This window comes from Cupriavidus sp. GW821-FHT02F09, from assembly GCF_059421605.1.
In genome coordinates, this window is record NZ_JBWKVH010000075.1 from 1 (window position 1) to 19,427 (window position 19,427).

At 61.7% G+C, this 19,427-nt stretch carries 14 protein-coding genes and 1 tRNA gene; all 15 read left to right on the forward strand.

Annotation, left to right across the window (positions count from 1 at the left end; genetic code table 11):
* The coding region (locus tag AC07XB_RS37830) for an EF-Tu C-terminal domain-related protein (RefSeq protein WP_156545601.1) at positions 1-79 on the forward strand (79 nt) is incomplete at its 5' end.
* An 84-nt stretch (positions 80-163) separates the two neighbouring features.
* Positions 164-239: transfer RNA gene (locus AC07XB_RS37835), tRNA-Trp, on the forward strand.
* A 61-nt stretch (positions 240-300) separates the two neighbouring features.
* Entirely contained in the window at positions 301-681 is a 381-nt protein-coding gene (gene secE, locus AC07XB_RS37840; RefSeq protein WP_006162342.1) for a preprotein translocase subunit SecE, read from the forward strand.
* Positions 682-691: 10 nt separating this feature from the next.
* Complete coding sequence (gene nusG, locus AC07XB_RS37845) at positions 692-1,273, forward strand: transcription termination/antitermination protein NusG (protein WP_006162340.1); 582 nt, start codon at positions 692-694, stop codon at positions 1,271-1,273.
* A gap of 198 nt (positions 1,274-1,471) precedes the next feature.
* Entirely contained in the window at positions 1,472-1,903 is a 432-nt protein-coding gene (gene rplK, locus AC07XB_RS37850; RefSeq protein ID WP_006162338.1) for a 50S ribosomal protein L11, read from the forward strand.
* A complete protein-coding gene (gene rplA, locus AC07XB_RS37855) occupies positions 1,904-2,599 on the forward strand; it encodes a 50S ribosomal protein L1 (protein ID WP_006162337.1) in 696 nt (231 codons plus the stop codon).
* 431 nt (positions 2,600-3,030) lie between these two features.
* Positions 3,031-3,579 carry a 50S ribosomal protein L10 gene (gene rplJ, locus AC07XB_RS37860; RefSeq protein ID WP_017224513.1) on the forward strand — a complete coding sequence of 183 codons (549 nt, stop codon included), beginning with the start codon at positions 3,031-3,033 and terminating at the stop codon, positions 3,577-3,579.
* 77 nt (positions 3,580-3,656) lie between these two features.
* A complete protein-coding gene (gene rplL / locus AC07XB_RS37865) occupies positions 3,657-4,028 on the forward strand; it encodes a 50S ribosomal protein L7/L12 (RefSeq protein ID WP_006162333.1) in 372 nt (123 codons plus the stop codon).
* Positions 4,029-4,439: 411 nt separating this feature from the next.
* Entirely contained in the window at positions 4,440-8,546 is a 4,107-nt protein-coding gene (rpoB, locus tag AC07XB_RS37870) for a DNA-directed RNA polymerase subunit beta (protein ID WP_043350384.1), read from the forward strand.
* A 133-nt stretch (positions 8,547-8,679) separates the two neighbouring features.
* The gene (gene rpoC, locus AC07XB_RS37875; RefSeq protein WP_043350381.1) at positions 8,680-12,924 is read left to right on the forward strand and encodes a DNA-directed RNA polymerase subunit beta'; all 4,245 of its coding nucleotides are present in this window, start codon (positions 8,680-8,682) and stop codon (positions 12,922-12,924) included.
* Positions 12,925-13,208: 284 nt separating this feature from the next.
* Positions 13,209-15,074 carry a DNA helicase RecQ gene (gene recQ, locus AC07XB_RS37880; protein ID WP_492832912.1) on the forward strand — a complete coding sequence of 622 codons (1,866 nt, stop codon included), beginning with the start codon at positions 13,209-13,211 and terminating at the stop codon, positions 15,072-15,074.
* Positions 15,075-15,429: 355 nt separating this feature from the next.
* A complete protein-coding gene (rpsL, locus tag AC07XB_RS37885) occupies positions 15,430-15,807 on the forward strand; it encodes a 30S ribosomal protein S12 (protein ID WP_006162330.1) in 378 nt (125 codons plus the stop codon).
* Between the two features lie 226 nt (positions 15,808-16,033).
* On the forward strand, positions 16,034-16,504 hold the full coding sequence (gene rpsG, locus AC07XB_RS37890; protein WP_035876146.1) for a 30S ribosomal protein S7: 471 nt from the start codon (positions 16,034-16,036) through the stop codon (positions 16,502-16,504).
* Between the two features lie 119 nt (positions 16,505-16,623).
* Positions 16,624-18,726, forward strand: a complete 2,103-nt coding sequence (gene fusA, locus AC07XB_RS37895; protein WP_492376383.1) for an elongation factor G — start codon at positions 16,624-16,626, stop codon at positions 18,724-18,726.
* A gap of 78 nt (positions 18,727-18,804) precedes the next feature.
* Positions 18,805-19,427: GTP-binding protein (locus tag AC07XB_RS37900; protein ID WP_492832910.1), on the forward strand; the 623-nt coding region annotated here is incomplete at its 3' end.

The window sequence follows — 19,427 nt, forward strand, 5'->3', positions numbered from 1 at the left end:
GGAAGAAGGCCTGCGTTTCGCCATCCGTGAAGGCGGTCGTACCGTCGGCGCCGGCGTCGTGGCAAAGATCCTCGACTGATAAGGTCGAACAGCGAATACGGCACCAACCGGCCGTATTCGTTGCCAGAGGGGTTGGCCTAATCGCCGACCCCACAGTTGTTTTAGGGGTATAGCTCAACTGGCAGAGCGTCGGTCTCCAAAACCGAAGGTTGGGGGTTCGATTCCCTCTGCCCCTGCCAATTCAATCAGCCGCGTCGCGATAGAGAGTATCGTGACGCGGCTTAGTCTCGTTTGCGAAACATGGCCAATCCCAACGTCGAAACCGTCAACGCCGCCAGTGGTAAGTGGTTGCTTGGCGCCGCGGTGCTACTGGTGGTTGCCGGCGTCATCGGTTTCTATGCCCTGGCACAGCAACCGTCCTACGTGCGTGGCGCTGCGCTGTTCGGCGGCATTGCGCTGGGCGTGGTGGTCGCGCTGGTATCGGCGCCAGGCAAGGACTTCATCGGTTTCTCCAAGGAATCGTATCGCGAAGTCCGTAAGGTCGTTTGGCCCACCCGCAAGGAAGCCGGGCAGATGACGGGCCTGGTGTTTGTCTTTGTCGTGATCATGGCCGTGTTCCTGTGGTCTGCGGACAAGCTCATCGAGTGGGTCATCTTTTCGCTCGTGCTGGGCTGGAAATGAAGGATAGAACATGACGGATAACGCACAACAGGAAGTCCCCGCAGCTGAATCGCCTTCGTCGAAGAAGCGCTGGTATGTGGTGCACGCCTATTCCGGCATGGAAAAGAGTGTGCAGCGCGCGCTGCAGGAGCGCATTGAGCGCGCCGAAATGCAGGATAAGTTTGGCCGCATCCTGGTCCCGTCCGAAGAAGTCGTTGAAATCAAGGGTGGGCAGAAGTCTGTCACCGAACGTCGCTTCTTCCCGGGGTACGTGCTGGTCGAGATGGAAATGACCGACGAGACCTGGCACCTGGTGAAGAACACCAGCAAGGTCACTGGCTTCGTCGGCGGTGCGCGCAATCGCCCGAGCCCGATTTCCCAGAAGGAAGTCGACAAGATCATGACCCAGATGCAGGAAGGGGTCGAGAAGCCGCGTCCCAAGACGCTCTTCGAAGTGGGCGAAATGGTTCGCGTCAAGGACGGTCCTTTCACCGACTTCAACGGCAACGTCGAGGAAGTGAACTACGAGAAATCGCGCTTGCGCGTCTCGGTCACCATCTTCGGGCGCGCCACTCCGGTCGAGCTCGAGTTCGGCCAGGTCGAGAAGGTCTAAGTGGTTTAAGCGGTTCAGGTTTTCGCGTTTTATGCTGGTCGCAAGGCCAGCGAAAAATGCAGCGGCCAGTCTCGAAAGGGGCTGGCCACAAGAGGAGCGTGAGGCTGGCTGGGGTGGATGAACCATCCCTGCAGCGATAGCGCGCTACGACTCAACAGGATCGCATTCCGTCAGGAAGCGGTCCGGATTGGAGTAAATATGGCCAAGAAGATCATTGGCTTTATCAAGCTGCAAATTCCGGCTGGTAAGGCAAATCCCTCCCCGCCCGTGGGCCCCGCACTGGGTCAACGCGGTCTGAACATCATGGAGTTCTGCAAGGCGTTCAACGCGCAGACCCAAGGCATGGAACCCGGCCTGCCGGTGCCGGTGGTGATTACCGCCTTCGCCGACAAGAGCTTCACCTTCGTGATGAAGTCGCCCCCGGCGACCGTTCTGATCAAGAAGGCAGCTGGCCTGACCAAGGGTTCGGCCAAGCCGCACACCGACAAGGTTGGCAAGATCACGCGTGCCCAGGCTGAAGAAATCGCCAAGGCAAAGAACGCTGACCTGACCGCTGCCGATCTGGACGCTGCTGTCCGTACGATCGCCGGTTCGGCTCGCTCGATGGGCATCACCGTGGAGGGTCTGTAAATGGCTAAGGTTTCCAAGCGCACCGCCGCGAACAAGGCGAAGATCGAGCGCACCAAGTTCTACCCGATCGACGAGGCCCTGGGCCTGGTGAAGGGTTGCGCATCGGCCAAGTTCGACGAATCCATCGACGTTGCCGTGCAACTCGGCATCGATGCGAAGAAGTCGGACCAGGTGGTTCGTGGCTCCGTCGTGCTGCCTGCCGGTACCGGCAAGTCGGTTCGCGTGGCTGTGTTCGCCCAAGGCGAAAAGGCTGAAGCCGCGAAGGCAGCTGGCGCCGAAATCGTCGGTATGGAAGACCTGGCTGAACAAGTCAAGGCCGGCAACCTGAACTTCGACGTCGTGATCGCTTCGCCGGACACGATGCGTATCGTTGGTACGCTGGGCCAGATCCTGGGCCCGCGCGGCCTGATGCCGAACCCGAAGGTCGGTACGGTTACCCCCGACGTCGCCCAGGCTGTGAAGAACGCCAAGGCCGGTCAGGTGCAGTACCGTGTCGACAAGGCCGGTATCATCCACGCCACCATTGGCCGCCGTTCGTTCCAGGACGCCGATCTGAAGCGCAACCTGAGCGCGCTGATCGAAGCCCTGGTGAAGTCGAAGCCGGCTACCAGCAAGGGCGTGTACCTGCGCAAGATCGCTGTTTCGTCCACCATGGGCGTTGGCGTTCGCGTGGAACAGGCTTCGCTGTCGGCCTAAGGCTGGCGGCAACCGCAGGGTGGACCCGATAACGTCGCCCAGCGTAAAGAATTGAGGATCCTGGCCCAGGCCGGGATCGTCTCCCGAGTCAGGCGGTGCCCGATAGGACACCGCAGGATGGAGGAGCAAGGCTTTGGGCAGTGGTGCCCGCCGGCGCGCAAGCGCGGAGCAGGCACCGCTGGTTATCAAAGACCGCTGGTGGCGGGTGCGGCCGTAGGTTGGCTGCCTCGCCTTAATCGGACGGAACGTACGCAGCGTGGCTTCGGCCTGCCGCGACGCCTCCCGGCCCACCAGCGCAGATGGCGCACCCGAGGGATTGAAGAATCCGGGCAATGACCCGGGTGATTCGGGCCAAATCGGACGCCGTTCGTTTGGACTGATGTGCGTGCCTCGGACGATCCGGGGGACAAGCATCGTTTTGGAGCTTAACCGTGCCACTTAATATTGAAGATAAGAAGGCCGTCGTTGCTGAGGTTTCGGCGCAAGTCGCTAAAGCCCAGACCATCGTCGTAGCCGAATATCGCGGCATTGCGGTTGGCGATCTGACCAAGCTGCGCGCCAAGGCCCGCGAGCAAGGCGTGTACCTGCGCGTTCTGAAGAACACGCTGGCGCGCCGCGCCGTGGAAGGCACGCCGTTTGCCGGCCTCGCAGAGCAAATGACCGGTCCGCTGATCTACGGTATTTCCGAAGATGCAGTGTCGTCGGCCAAGGTTCTGAACGACTTTGCCAAGACCAACGACAAGTTGGTTCTGCGCGCAGCGTCGTATGACGGCAATGTGCTCGATGCTGCTGCCGTCAAGGCACTGGCCTCGATCCCGAGCCGTGACGAACTGATTGCTCAGCTGCTTGGCGTGATGCAGGCACCGGTGTCGGGCTTCGCCCGTCTGCTGGCTGCACTGGCCGCCAAGAAGAGCGAAGGCGCCCCTGCCGAAGGCGAAGGCGCTGCTGCCGCCGCCGAGAGCGAAGGCGCAGCTGCTTAAGGCGTAAGCCTTTTCGCAGCCTGGCTCATCAAGATCGCATTACCGATACCGAATCACATTTAGCAGGAGTATTCCAAATGGCAATCAGCAAAGACGACATCCTCGAAGCCGTAGGCTCGATGTCCGTGATGGAACTGAACGACCTGGTCAAGGCGTTCGAAGAAAAGTTTGGCGTGTCCGCCGCTTCGATGGCCGTGGCTGCTGCCCCGGGCGCAGGCGCTGCTGCCGCTGAAGAGCAAACCGAGTTCAACGTTATCCTGTCGGAAATCGGCGCAAACAAGGTTGGCGTGATTAAGGCTGTTCGCGAAATCACCGGCCTGGGCCTGAAGGAAGCCAAGGATCTGGTTGACGGCGCACCGAAGGCTGTCAAGGAAGGCGTGGACAAGGCTGCTGCAGCCGACGCCAAGAAGAAGCTGGAAGACGCCGGCGCAAAGGTCGAAGTCAAGTAAGCTGTACTCGCGTGCCTTTTGGCACGCGAATGGGGCTGGCAAAGGGAGATTCCCGGCGCCAGCCTTTTTGCGCTTCTGCGATGTGTGTTTTACTGTGCACTCGGAAGCGTGAACAAATGGCGCAAGCGATGCTTGAGAGCTGGGCGTATGCCTAAGCTTGAGCAGAGGCCAAACATCAGTGGCACACTAGGTGGTTGCTGATGTTTGTCTTCTGAACCGACTGCAGAAGACAAGTTTGGTCGGGTGTCCCCCGGGCCGGTATGACGCATTGCGTCGTTTCTGCCGGCTCGCAGCGTGCGGACACCGTCAGCCAGAGGTTGGTAGCGGCCAACCGCCAAATCCCCTCCCAGTCGCTGAACACCTCAGGTGCTGCGCCAGGTCCAGCCAGCCCTGCGATGATTCGGAGATCCCATGGCGTACAGCTTCACCGAAAAGAAGCGCATTCGCAAAAGTTTTGCGAAGCGCGCGACGGTTCATCAGGTTCCTTTCCTGCTTGCCACCCAGATTGAATCCTACGCTCAGTTTCTGCAAGAGGGTGCGCCACCCTCACGTCGCAAAACCGAGGGCCTGCAAGCGGCTTTCAGTGCAATCTTCCCGATTGTGTCGCACAACGGGCTCGCCCGTATGGAGTTCGTCTCCTACCACCTCTCCAACCCGCCGTTCGACGTCAAGGAATGTCAACAGCGTGGCCTGACCTTCCACTCGGCTCTGCGTGCCAAGGTACGCCTGATCATCAACGATCGGGAAAATCCGGGCAAGGTCAAGGAAGTCAAGGAACAGGAAGTCTACATGGGCGAAATTCCGCTCATGACGTCGACCGGCTCCTTCGTCATCAACGGTACCGAGCGTGTGATTGTTTCGCAGCTCCACCGTTCGCCTGGCGTGTTCTTCGAACACGACAAGGGCAAGACCCACAGCTCGGGCAAGCTGCTGTTCTCGGCACGGATTATTCCTTACCGCGGCTCGTGGCTCGACTTCGAGTTCGACCCGAAGGACATCCTGTATTTCCGCGTTGACCGTCGCCGCAAGATGCCGGTCACGATCCTGCTGAAGTCGATCGGCCTGACGCCTGAGCAAATCCTCGCGCACTTCTTCGTGTTTGACAATTTCACCCTGCAGTCGGAAGGCGCGCAGATGGAATTCGTGCCCGAACGTCTGCGTGGTGAAGTCGCGCGCTTCGACATCGCCGACAAGGACGGCCGTGTCGTCGTGGAGAAGGACAAGCGGATCAACGCAAAGCATATCCGCGACCTGGATTCCGCCGGTACCAAGCTGATCAGCGTGCCGGAAGACTACCTGCTCGGCCGCGTGCTGGCGAAGAACATCATCGACCCGGATACCGGTGAGGTGATTGCCAACGCTAACGACGAGCTGACTGAAACCGTGCTGGAAAATCTGCGCGAAGCCGGTGTCAAGCAGATCCAGACCCTGTACACCAACGATCTGGACCAAGGTCCGTACATGTCGCAGACGCTGCGCGTGGACGACACCGCCGACCAGACCGCTGCGCGTATCGCGATCTACCGCATGATGCGTCCCGGCGAGCCGCCGACTGAAGACGCGGTGGAGGCACTGTTCCAGCGCCTGTTCTACAGCGAAGAGTCGTACGACCTGTCGCGCGTTGGCCGCATGAAGGTCAACAGCCGCCTGGGCCGCCCGAGCGGTGAAGGCAGCATGGTGCTGCAGGACGAGGACATCCTCGAGACCATCAAGATCCTGGTCAACCTGCGCAACGGCAAGGGTGAGGTCGATGACATCGATCACCTGGGCAATCGTCGCGTTCGCTGCGTTGGCGAACTGGCCGAAAACCAGTTCCGTGCCGGCTTGTCGCGCGTCGAGCGCGCCGTGAAGGAACGTCTGGGCCAGGCCGAGACCGAAAACCTGATGCCGCATGACCTGATCAACTCGAAGCCGATTTCGTCGGCCATCCGCGAGTTCTTCGGTTCGTCGCAGCTGTCGCAGTTCATGGACCAGACCAACCCGCTGTCCGAGATCACGCACAAGCGTCGTGTCTCCGCACTGGGCCCGGGCGGTTTGACCCGTGAGCGCGCAGGCTTTGAAGTGCGCGACGTGCACCCGACCCACTACGGCCGCGTGTGCCCGATCGAAACGCCGGAAGGCCCGAACATTGGCCTGATCAACTCGCTGGCACTGTATGCACGCCTGAACGAGTACGGCTTCCTGGAAACGCCGTACCGCAAGGTGGTCGACAGCAAGCTGACCGACCAGGTCGACTACCTGTCCGCCATTGAAGAAGGCAAGTACGTGGTGGCGCAGGCCAACGCGACGGTTGACGCCGACGGTACCCTGATCGACGAACTGGTGTCGTCGCGTGAAGGTAGCGAGCGGGAAACCCGTATGGTCACGCCGGACCGCGTCCAGTACATCGACGTGGCGCCTTCGCAGATCGTCTCGGCCGCGGCATCGCTGGTGCCGTTCCTCGAGCACGATGATGCGAACCGTGCACTGATGGGCGCCAACATGCAGCGTCAGGCCGTGCCTTGCCTGCGTCCGGACAAGCCGCTGGTGGGTACCGGCATCGAGCGTACCGTTGCGGTCGACTCGGGTACTGCCGTCCAGGCAACCCGTGGCGGCGTGGTGGACTACGTCGACGCCATGCGTATCGTGATTCGCGTGAACGATGAGGAAGCTGTCGCCGGTGAAGTCGGCGTCGACATCTACAACCTGATCAAGTACACCCGCTCGAACCAGAACACCAACATCAACCAGCGTCCGATGGTCAAGGTTGGGGATTTCGTCGCCCGTGGCGACGTGATCGCCGACGGCGCATCGACCGACCTGGGCGAGCTCGCGCTCGGCCAGAACATGCTGGTGGCGTTCATGCCGTGGAACGGCTACAACTTCGAAGATTCGATCCTGATCTCCGAACGTGTGGTTGCCGAAGACCGCTACACCTCGATCCACATCGAGGAACTGTCGGTCGTCGCGCGTGACACCAAGCTGGGACCGGAAGAAATCACCCGCGACATTTCCAACCTCGCCGAAGCGCAGCTCGCGCGTCTGGACGAGTCCGGCATCACCTACATCGGTGCCGAAGTGGAAGCCGGTGACGTGCTGGTCGGCAAGGTCACGCCCAAGGGCGAGACCCAGCTGACCCCGGAAGAAAAGCTGCTGCGCGCGATCTTCGGTGAGAAGGCTTCGGACGTGAAGGACACCTCGCTGCGCGTCCCCTCGGGGATGAGCGGTATCGTGATCGACGTTCAGGTCTTTACCCGCGAAGGCGTGACCCGCGACAAGCGTGCCCAGTCCATCATCGACGATGAACTCAAGCGCTACCGCCTGGACCTGAACGACCAGTTGCGTATCGTGGAAGGCGATGCCTTCCAGCGTCTGGAACGCCTGCTGCTCGACAAGACCGTCAATGGCGGCCCGAAGAAGCTGTCCAAGGGCGCCAAGCTGACCCGCGAGTACCTGGCCGATCTGGACAAGTACCACTGGTTCGACATCCGCCCGGCCGACGAAGAAGTGGCTGCCCAGCTGGAAGCCGTCAAGGAAGCCATCGAGCAGAAGCGTCACGAGTTCGACCTGGCCTTTGAAGAAAAGCGCAAGAAGCTCACGCAAGGCGACGAACTGCCGCCGGGCGTGATCAAGATGGTCAAGGTGTACCTGGCGGTCAAGCGCCGCCTGCAGCCTGGCGACAAGATGGCAGGCCGTCACGGCAACAAGGGTGTTGTGTCCAAGATCGTCCCGATCGAAGACATGCCCTACATGGCCGACGGCACGCCCGCCGACATCGTGCTGAACCCGCTCGGCGTGCCGTCGCGGATGAACGTGGGCCAGATTCTGGAAACCCACCTGGGCTGGGCCGCGCGCGGCCTGGGCCAGCGTATCGGCTCCATGCTCAAGGCACAGGCGAAGGCGCAGGAACTGCGTCCGTTGCTTGCCCAGATCTACAACGAGAGCGGCAAGCCGGAAGACCTCGACAGCCTGTCGGACGCTGAAGTGCTGGAACTGGCGACCAACCTGAAGAAGGGTGTCCCGTTCGCCACGCCGGTGTTCGACGGTGCGCATGAAGACGAGATCCGCCGCATGCTGGACCTGGCGTACCCGGAAGAGATCGCCCGCGACATGGGCCTGACCGCCTCCAAGCAACAGGTCACGCTGCACGACGGCCGCACCGGCGAAGCGTTCGAGCGTCCGGTTACGCTGGGCGTGATGCACATGCTGAAGCTGCACCACTTGGTCGACGACAAGATGCACGCGCGTTCGACCGGCCCGTACTCGCTGGTGACCCAGCAGCCGCTGGGTGGTAAGGCGCAGTTCGGTGGCCAGCGTTTCGGTGAAATGGAAGTGTGGGCGCTGGAAGCATATGGCGCCTCCTACGTGCTGCAGGAAATGCTGACGGTCAAGTCCGATGACGTGAACGGCCGGACCAAGGTCTACGAGAACATCGTCAAGGGCGAGCACTCGATCGATGCCGGCATGCCGGAATCGTTCAACGTGCTGGTGAAGGAAATCCGTTCGCTGGGTATCGACATCGACCTCGATCGCTATTGATTTGGATCGAGAGTGCGCGGTAGGCCGGCCGTGAATGGCCCGCCTACCGCCGAATGCCCGCTACGGTTTTCCCACAGGATGAATGCCGCGGGCCCGACATGCTGTCGGGCTGGCGGCGAAACAAGGAGTTGCAATGAAAGCATTGCTCGATCTCTTTAAGCAGGTTCAGCAGGAAGAGCAGTTCGACGCGATCAAGATCGGCCTGGCATCGCCAGAGAAGATCCGTTCGTGGTCGTACGGTGAAGTGAAGAAGCCGGAAACCATCAACTATCGGACGTTCAAGCCCGAGCGCGATGGTCTGTTCTGCGCCAAGATCTTTGGCCCGATCAAGGACTACGAGTGCTTGTGCGGCAAGTACAAGCGCCTGAAGCATCGTGGCGTGATCTGCGAGAAGTGCGGCGTTGAGGTGACGCTGGCCAAGGTGCGCCGCGAGCGCATGGGCCACATCGAACTGGCTGCGCCGACCGCGCACATCTGGTTCCTGAAGTCGCTGCCGTCGCGTCTGGGCATGGTGCTCGACATGACGCTGCGCGATATCGAACGCGTCCTGTACTTCGAAGCATTCGTGGTGCTCGAACCCGGCATGACCCCGCTCAAGAAGAGCCAGATCATGTCCGAGGACGACTACATCGCCAAGTGCGAAGAGTATGGCGAAGGCGAATTCGTGGCCATGATGGGTGCCGAAGGCATCCGTGAATTGCTGCGCGGCATCGACATCGAAAAGCAGATCGAAACGATCCGCGCCGAGCTGCAGACCACCGGCTCCGAAGCCAAGATCAAGAAGTTCGCCAAGCGCCTGAAGGTGCTCGAGGCGTTCCAGCGTTCGGGCATCAAGCCGGAATGGATGATCCTGGAAGTGCTGCCGGTGCTGCCGCCCGAACTGCGTCCGCTGGTTCCGCTGGATGGTGGCCGTTTCGCCACTTCGGACCTGAACGACCTGTATCGCCGCGTCATCAACCGTAACAACCGCCTGAAGCGCCTGCTCGAACTGAAGGCGCCTGAAATCATCGTGCGCAACGAAAAGCGCATGCTGCAGGAGGCGGTTGACTCGCTGCTGGACAACGGTCGTCGCGGCAAGGCCATGACGGGCGCCAACAAGCGTCCGCTGAAGTCGCTGGCCGAAATGATCAAGGGCAAGGGCGGCCGTTTCCGTCAGAACTTGCTGGGCAAGCGCGTCGACTACTCCGGCCGTTCGGTCATTGTGGTGGGCCCGACCCTGAAGCTGCATCAGTGCGGCCTGCCCAAGCTGATGGCGCTTGAGCTGTTCAAGCCTTTCATTTTCCACAAGCTGGAAACGATGGGCATCGCCACCACCATCAAGGCGGCGAAGAAGGAAGTGGAAAGCCAGACCGCGGTGGTGTGGGACATCCTCGAAGAGGTGATCCGCGAGCATCCGGTCATGCTGAACCGCGCGCCGACGCTGCACCGCCTGGGTATCCAGGCGTTCGAGCCGGTGCTGATCGAAGGCAAGGCCATCCAGCTGCACCCGCTGGTCTGCGCGGCGTTCAACGCCGACTTCGACGGTGACCAGATGGCTGTTCACGTCCCGCTGTCGCTGGAAGCGCAGATGGAAGCCCGCACGCTGATGCTGGCCTCCAACAACGTGCTGTTCCCGGCCAACGGCGATCCGTCGATCGTCCCGTCGCAAGACGTGGTGCTGGGTCTGTACTACACGACCCGCGACAAGATCAACGGCAAGGGCGAAGGCCTGACGTTCGCTGACATCAGCGAAGTGATCCGCGCCTACGAGAACAAGGAAGTCGAACTGGCTTCGCGCGTGAACGTGCGTATCACCGAGTATGAACTGGTCGACAAGGATGCAGTGGGCGACGCCCGCTTCGCGCCCAAGATCACGCTGCAGGCCACCACGGTCGGCCGCGCGATCATGTCCGAGATCCTGCCGAAGGGCCTGCCTTTCTCGGTGCTGAACAAGCCGCTGAAGAAGAAGGAAATCTCGCGCCTGATCAACACCGCGTTCCGTAAGTGCGGCCTGCGCGAGACCGTGATCTTCGCTGACAAGCTGCTGCAGTCGGGCTTCCGCCTGGCAACGCGCGCTGGTATCTCGATCGCCATCGACGACATGCTGGTGCCGCCGCAAAAGGAAAAGATCATTTCCGACGCGGCTGCCAAGGTGAAGGAATACGACAAGCAGTACATGTCGGGCCTGGTGACCGACCAGGAACGCTACAACAACGTCGTGGACATCTGGGGTGCTGCCGGCGACCAGGTGGGCAAGGCGATGATGGAGCAGCTCCAGCACGAAGACGTGGTCGACCGTCACGGCAACACCGTGAAGCAAGACTCCTTCAACTCGATTTACATGATGGCCGACTCGGGCGCGCGCGGTTCCGCTGCGCAGATCCGTCAGCTGGCTGGCATGCGTGGCCTGATGGCCAAGCCGGATGGCTCGATCATTGAAACGCCGATTACGGCGAACTTCCGTGAAGGCCTGAACGTTCTGCAGTACTTCATCTCCACCCACGGCGCGCGTAAGGGCCTGGCGGATACGGCACTGAAGACCGCGAACTCGGGTTACCTGACCCGTCGTCTGGTCGACGTGACGCAGGATCTGGTGGTGGTGGAAGACGATTGCGGCACGACCAACGGCGTGGCCATGAAGGCCCTGGTCGAAGGCGGTGAAGTGATCGAAGCCCTGCGCGACCGGATTCTCGGCCGTGTGACGGTGTCCGACGTGGTGAACCCTGAGACCCAGGAAACCGCGATCGAGGCCGGCACCCTGCTGGACGAAGACCTGGTCGACATGATCGACGCCATCGGCGTGGACGAAGTGAAGGTGCGCACGCCGCTGTCGTGCGACACGCGCTACGGCCTGTGCGGCATGTGCTATGGCCGCGACCTCGGCCGCGGCGTGCTGGTGAACTCCGGCGAAGCGGTTGGCGTGATCGCCGCTCAGTCGATTGGCGAGCCGGGCACCCAGCTGACCATGCGTACGTTCCACATCGGCGGCGCGGCATCGCGTTCGGCCGTGGCATCGAGCGTGGAAGCGAAGGCAACCGGTACCGTGCGTTTCACGGCGACCATGCGTTACGTCACCAATGCGAAGGGCGAGCTGATCGTCATCTCGCGTTCGGGCGAAGCGCTGATCACCGACGACCACGGCCGCGAGCGCGAGCGCCACAAGATCCCGTACGGCGCCACGCTGCTGGTGCAGGACGGCCAGGCCATCAAGGCTGGCACGCAGCTGGCCACGTGGGACGCGCTGACGCGCCCGATCGTGTCGGAGTACACCGGCACGACCAAGTTCGAGAACGTCGAAGAGGGCGTGACCGTCGCCAAGCAGATGGACGAGGTCACCGGCCTGTCGACCCTCGTGGTGATTGATGCCAAGCGCCGTACGGCTGCCACCAAGGGCCTGCGCCCGCAGGTGAAGCTGCTCGACGCCAACGGCCAGGAAGTGAAGATCCCGGGCACGGACCACTCCGTGACCATCGGCTTCCAGGTCGGCGCGCTGATCACCGTGAAGGACGGCCAGCAGGTGCATGTGGGCGAAGTGCTTGCACGTATCCCGACCGAATCGCAAAAGACCCGCGACATTACCGGGGGTCTGCCGCGTGTGGCCGAGCTGTTCGAAGCGCGTTCGCCGAAGGATGCCGCCGTGCTGGCGGAAGTCACCGGCACCACGTCGTTCGGCAAGGACACCAAGGGCAAGCAACGCCTGGTGATTACGGACCTGGACGGCAACGCCCATGAGTTCCTGATCACCAAGGAAAAGCAAGTCCTGGTGCACGATGGCCAGGTGGTGAACAAGGGCGAAATGATCGTGGAAGGTCCGGCGGACCCGCACGACATCCTGCGCCTGAAGGGCATCGAGGAGCTGGCGCACTACATCGTCGACGAAGTGCAGGATGTGTACCGTCTGCAGGGCGTGAAGATCAACGACAAGCACATCGAAGTGATCGTGCGCCAGATGCTGCGCCGCGTGCAGATCGCGGATGTGGGCGACACCAAGTTCATCCCGGGTGAACAGGTGGAGCGTTCGGAACTGCTCGACGAGAACGATCGCGTGATCGCCGAAGGCAAGCGTCCGGCCACGTACGAAAACCTGCTGCTCGGTATCACCAAGGCGTCGCTGTCCACCGACAGCTTCATCTCGGCGGCATCGTTCCAGGAAACCACCCGCGTGCTGACGGAAGCCGCGATCATGGGCAAGACCGACGACCTGCGTGGTCTGAAGGAAAACGTGATCGTTGGCCGACTGATCCCCGCTGGTACGGGTCTGGCCTACCACCGTGCCCGCAAGGCGCGCGAGGCGGCCGAGCGCGAACGTGCCCAGGCGATCTCCGACGAAGAGCAGTCGCTCTTCATCGAGCCGCCTGTGGTGCCGGCGACGACCGAAGGCGAGGGCGACGCGGTCTAAGACTGCCAGCCTGAACCTGCAAGCAAGCTGCATGAAGAAGCCCGGCCCTGGTGGCCGGGTTTTTTTTGGCCTGTAGGTATATAGCCGGTTTTATTTCTTTAGGCCTCTTCGGTTATTTTTATTCGTCGTGCTTATGCTTCGCCGCAGGGGCACGGACCCGTGCTCCATGCGCCGCCAGACGAAAGAAATCCGGGAACATTCGTTACAGGCCGAAGTAGTTAGCCGCGCCCTTGGTGGTATGGTTACGCCTTTCGCGGTCCCACCCCTTTTTTTAAGCTGTTGCTATGTCGCGCGCCCTGGCGATTCTCAAGGATGTTTTTGGCTACCACGCCTTCCGCGGCCGGCAGGGGGAGATCATCGACCATGTGGCCGATGGTGGCGATTGCCTGGTCCTGATGCCGACCGGCGGCGGCAAGTCGCTGTGCTACCAGATCCCCGCGCTGCTGCGGCAGCGGGCCGGGCATGGCACCGGCATCGTGGTGTCACCGCTGATCGCGCTGATGCAGGACCAGGTCGCGGCGCTGTCCGAGGCGGGCGTGCGCGCGGCAGTGCTGAACTCGACGCTCAGCGGGGCCGAGGCCTCCGCGGTGGAGCGCGATCTGCTCGCCGGCCGGCTGGAAATCCTTTATGTGGCACCCGAGCGGCTGATGACGCCGCGCTTCCAGGACCTGCTCCAGCGTACCCGTATCGGCGTGTTTGCCATCGACGAGGCGCACTGTGTATCGCAGTGGGGCCATGACTTCCGACCGGAATACATCCAGCTCTCGGTGCTGCACGAGCGCTTCCCGGACGTGCCGCGCATTGCCCTGACGGCCACCGCGGATTCCGTCACGCGCGAGGAAATCGTCGAGCGCCTCGCGCTGCACGACGCCCGCGTCTTCGTCTCCAGCTTTGACCGTCCCAATATCCGCTATCGCATCGTCGAGAAGGACAATGCGCGCCAGCAGTTGCTGGCCTTTATCAAGGCCGAGCACCTGGCCGCGGACGGCACGCACGACAGCGGCATCGTCTATTGCCTGTCGCGTAAGAAGGTGGAGGACACCGCCAGCTACCTCAGCGCCCAGGGCCTCAACGCGCTGGCGTACCACGCCGGTATGGATGCGGGCGTGCGCCAGCACCATCAGGCGCGTTTCCGCGAGGAAGAGGGCGTGATCATGGTGGCCACCATCGCTTTTGGCATGGGCATTGACAAGCCGGACGTGCGCTTTGTGGCGCACCTGGACTTGCCCAAGAGCATGGAGGGCTATTATCAGGAAACGGGCCGTGCCGGCCGCGACGGGCTGCCGGCCAACGCCTGGATGGCCTACGGCCTCGGCGACGTGGTTCAGCAAAAGCGCATGATCGACGAGTCCGAGGCAGACGATGCGCACAAGCGCGTCTCGTCCGCCAAGCTCGATGCCCTGCTCGGGCTGTGCGAGACAGCCGGCTGCCGCCGCGTGCGCATCCTTGGCTATTTCGATGAAGCCAGCGAGCCCTGCGGCAACTGCGACACCTGCCTGGAACCGCCCGCTACCTGGGACGGCACGCGTGAAGCGCAGATGGCGCTGTCCTGCGTCTACCGCACGGCACAGGCCAGCCGCGTTCATTTCGGCGCAACCCATATGGTCGATGTGCTGCGCGGCAACGCGTCGGAAAAAATCCGTCAATGGGGCCACGACAAGGTCTCCACGTTTGGCATCGGCGCGGACCGTTCGGTCTCCGAGTGGCACGCCATTTTCCGCCAGTTGATCGCTCACGGCCTGCTGGTGATCGACCATGGCGGTCACGGCGCCCTGCTGCTGGGCGACGCTGCCCGCGCGGTGCTCAAGGGCGAGACGTCGATCACCCTGCGCCGCCAGGTCAGCAAGCCAGCCAAGAGCGGCGAGCGTGGCGCGCGCGGCTCCGCCGGCACGCGCACCGACCATACCGCCGGCATGGACACCGAGGCATTGGCCAACTGGGAAGCGCTGCGCAAGTGGCGCACCGAGACGGCACGCGAGCACGGTGTGCCCGCCTATGTGATCTTCCATGACGCCACGCTGGCCGAACTGGCGCGCAGCGCGCCGGATTCGTTGACGGCAATGGCTGAAGTCCCCGGCATCGGCGCCGCCAAGCTGGAGCGCTACGGTGATGCCATCCTGGAAGCGCTGGGCGCCGTGGAGGACTTTTGAGGCCCTGCCCGGGCCTAAGCCGAGCAGCACGCTTCTGTCAGAAGCTGCTTGACGGTTTACGTAGTCGCTGCTAGCATGTCAGATTCGAGTTTTTGGCTTTGGATTTCGCTCGCCTGTCGTAATTGTGGCCCTCGGTTCGCAATCGGCAAGCCTGCCAGGGGATCGTGTGATGCTCTGGTGGTGTGGTCGCAGCGGGATCCCAGGCGAGCTCGCGCTCTTTGGCCAGTCTGTTCCTCCACAGGTCCGTCTCAAGAGCGCTCGCTCACTTTTCCCGCCCAAAACCCGTCGTTGCCTCTTCGGCCCATTGCTTGTGGCCCCAGGGGTGTTTTTCCGTAAAACCAAGCTGGATTGAACAATGCCAACTATCAACCAACTGGTTCGCAAGCCGCGTGTCTCTGAAGTCGTCAAGAGCAAGAGCCCGGCGCTTGAGAACTGCCCCCAGCGTCGCGGCGTGTGCACCCGTGTGTACACCACGACGCCGAAGAAGCCGAACTCGGCACTGCGTAAGGTCGCCAAGGTGCGCCTGACCAACGGTTTCGAGGTCATCTCGTACATCGGCGGTGAAGGCCACAACCTGCAAGAACACTCGGTCGTGCTGATCCGCGGCGGCCGTGTGAAGGACTTGCCGGGTGTGCGTTACCACATCGTCCGTGGCTCGCTGGACTTGCAAGGCGTGAAGGATCGTCGCCAGGCACGTTCGAAGTACGGCGCGAAGCGTCCGAAGGCTGCTTAAGGCTAACGCCAGGCAAGCTGGGCACAAAGCCCGAAGCAACAAACGATGGCCTGTGGCGGTTGCGTCATGGTGCTGTCACCAGGCGGCGGTACAACGGAGCGTTTATGCGCCGTGCCGTCGAGTAAGTGGTCACCCGGCGAATTTGCCTCGATGGAAGGCAAGCTAGTTGGTGGCCGGAGAGCGGGAAATCATTGCCGCGCTCTCAACTGAATCTAAAGGAAAGAAGATGCCACGTCGTCGTGAAGTCCCCAAGCGGGATATCCTGCCCGATCCGAAGTTCGGTAACGTTGAAGTTGCCAAGTTCATGAACGTCCTGATGCTGGACGGCAAGAAGTCGGTTGCCGAACGTATCGTTTATGGCGCGTTCGACCAGATCGAAAAGAAGGCAGGCAAGGCCCCCGTTGAAGTGTTTTCCGTTGCGATCAACAACGTGAAGCCGGTGGTCGAAGTGAAGAGCCGTCGCGTGGGCGGCGCCAACTATCAGGTTCCGGTCGAAGTCCGTCCGTCGCGTCGTTTGGCATTGGCGATGCGTTGGTTGCGCGAGGCCGCGAAAAAACGCAGCGAGAAGTCGATGGCGCTGCGCCTGGCAGGTGAGTTGCTGGAAGCTGCGGAAGGCCGCGGCGGCGCGATGAAGAAGCGCGACGAAGTGCACCGCATGGCTGAAGCCAACAAGGCGTTCTCGCACTTCCGCTTCTAAAGCGCGCGAGTTATACGCCGTTGGTTGCCGGGCGGGCTGTGTTTTCACACGCTCGCCCGTTTGTGTTACGGGCGTTGGCAATGAGATGCCGGCGTCTCACGGACGAATAGAGGATTAAAGTGGCTCGTAAGACTCCCATTGAGCGCTACCGCAATATCGGTATCTCGGCTCACATTGACGCGGGTAAAACCACCACGACCGAGCGTATCCTGTTCTACACCGGTGTGAACCACAAGATCGGTGAAGTGCATGATGGCGCCGCCACGATGGACTGGATGGAGCAGGAACAGGAGCGTGGCATCACGATCACCTCCGCTGCGACCACCGCCTTCTGGAAGGGCATGGCCGGCAATTACCCGGAACACCGCATCAACATCATCGACACCCCGGGCCACGTGGACTTCACCATCGAGGTGGAGCGCTCCATGCGCGTGCTGGACGGCGCATGCATGGTCTACTGCGCAGTGGGTGGCGTGCAGCCCCAGTCGGAAACCGTTTGGCGCCAGGCTAACAAGTACGGCGTGCCGCGCTTGGCCTTCGTCAACAAGATGGACCGTACCGGCGCGAATTTCTTCAAGGTCTACGACCAGCTGAAGACCCGCCTGAAGGCTAGCCCGGTTCCCGTCGTTGTGCCCATCGGCGCCGAAGACACCTTCAAGGGTGTGGTCGACCTCATCAAGATGAAAGCGATCATCTGGGACGAGGCCAGCCAAGGCACCAAGTTCGACTACGTGGACATCCCGGCTGAACTGGCCGACTCGTGCAACGAATGGCGCGAGAAGATGGTCGAGGCAGCTGCCGAGTCGAACGAAGAGCTGATGAACAAGTATCTGGAAGAGGGCGAACTGTCCGAAGCCGAGATCATCAAGGGCCTGCGCGACCGTACCATCGCCTGCGAAATCCAGCCGATGCTGTGCGGCACCGCGTTCAAGAACAAGGGCGTGCAGCGTATGCTGGACGCCGTGATCGACTTCCTGCCGTCGCCGGTCGACATCCCGCCGGTCACCGGCGTGGACGATGACGACAAGGAAGTGTCGCGCCGTGCTGCGGACGACGAAAAGTTCTCCGCTCTGGCGTTCAAGATCATGACCGACCCGTTCGTCGGCCAGCTGATCTTCTTCCGCGTCTATTCGGGCAAGGTCAATTCGGGCGACACCATCTACAACCCGGTCAAGAGCAAGAAGGAACGCCTGGGCCGGATTCTGCAGATGCACGCCAACCAGCGCGAAGAAATCAAGGAAGTGCTGGCAGGCGACATCGCCGCCGCGGTTGGCCTGAAAGAAGCCACCACGGGCGACACGCTGTGCGATCCGGACCACATCATCATCCTGGAACGCATGGTGTTCCCGGAGCCGGTGATTTCGCAGGCTGTCGAGCCGAAGACCAAGGCTGACCAGGAAAAGATGGGCATCGCCCTGAACCGCCTGGCACAGGAAGATCCGTCGTTCCGCGTGAAGACCGACGAAGAATCCGGCCAGACCATCATTTCGGGCATGGGCGAGCTCCACCTCGAAATTCTGGTTGACCGCATGAAGCGCGAGTTCGGCGTGGAAGCCACCGTGGGCAAGCCCCAGGTTGCGTACCGCGAAACCATCCGCAAGACCTGCGACGAAGTGGAAGGCAAGTTCGTCAAGCAGTCGGGCGGCCGTGGCCAGTACGGTCACGTGGTGCTGAAGCTCGAGCCGCAAGAACCGGGCAAGGGCTACGAATTCGTCGACGCCATCAAGGGCGGCGTGGTTCCGCGCGAGTACATCCCCGCAGTGGACAAGGGCATTCAGGACACCCTGAACTCCGGCGTCCTGGCAGGCTTCCCGGTGGTCGACGTCAAGGTCACGCTGTTCTTCGGTTCGTACCACGATGTGGACTCGAACGAAAACGCGTTCAAGATGGCCGGCTCCATGGGCTTCAAGGAAGGCATGCGTCGCGCAAGCCCCGTGCTGCTCGAGCCGATGATGGCCGTGGAAGTGGAAACGCCCGAAGACTTCATGGGTAACGTGATGGGCGATCTGTCGTCGCGTCGCGGCATTATCCAGGGCATGGACGACATGGTCGGCGGTGGCAAGATCCTGCGCGCGGAAGTTCCGCTGGCAGAGATGTTCGGCTACTCGACCTCGCTGCGTTCGGCCACGCAAGGCCGTGCTACGTACACGATGGAGTTCAAGCACTACGCTGAAGCTCCGAAGAACGTAGCCGACGCCGTGATCACGGCACGTGGCAAGTAAGTAAAAAAATCCGCCGCCGCGCGTTGTGCGCGGCGGCACTATGAACACGACATACTGGTTTCGATTAGGAGCTGAAAAATGGCAAAGGAAAAGTTCTCGCGGACTAAGCCGCACGTGAACGTTGGCACGATCGGTCACGTTGACCACGGCAAGACCACCCTGACGGCAGCAATTGCCACGGTGCTGGCAGCCAAGTTTGGCGGTTCGGCCAAGAAGTACGACGAAATCGACGCAGCGCCGGAAGAAAAGGCACGCGGTATTACCATCAACACCGCACACGTCGAGTACGAAACGGCTAACCGCCACTACGCACACGTTGACTGCCCGGGCCACGCTGACTATGTGAAGAACATGATCACGGGCGCCGCACAGATGGACGGCGCGATCCTGGTGTGCTCGGCCGCTGACGGCCCCATGCCCCAGACCCGCGAACACATCCTGCTGGCCCGCCAGGTTGGCGTGCCTTACATCATCGTGTTCCTGAACAAGTGCGACATGGTCGACGACGCCGAGCTGCTCGAGCTGGTCGAAATGGAAGTGCGCGAGCTCTTGTCCAAGTACGAATTCCCCGGCGACGACACCCCGATCATCAAGGGTTCGGCCAAGCTGGCACTGGAAGGCGATAAGGGCGAACTGGGCGAGCAAGCCATTCTGGCCCTGGCCGAACAGCTGGACAGCTACATCCCGACGCCGGAACGTGC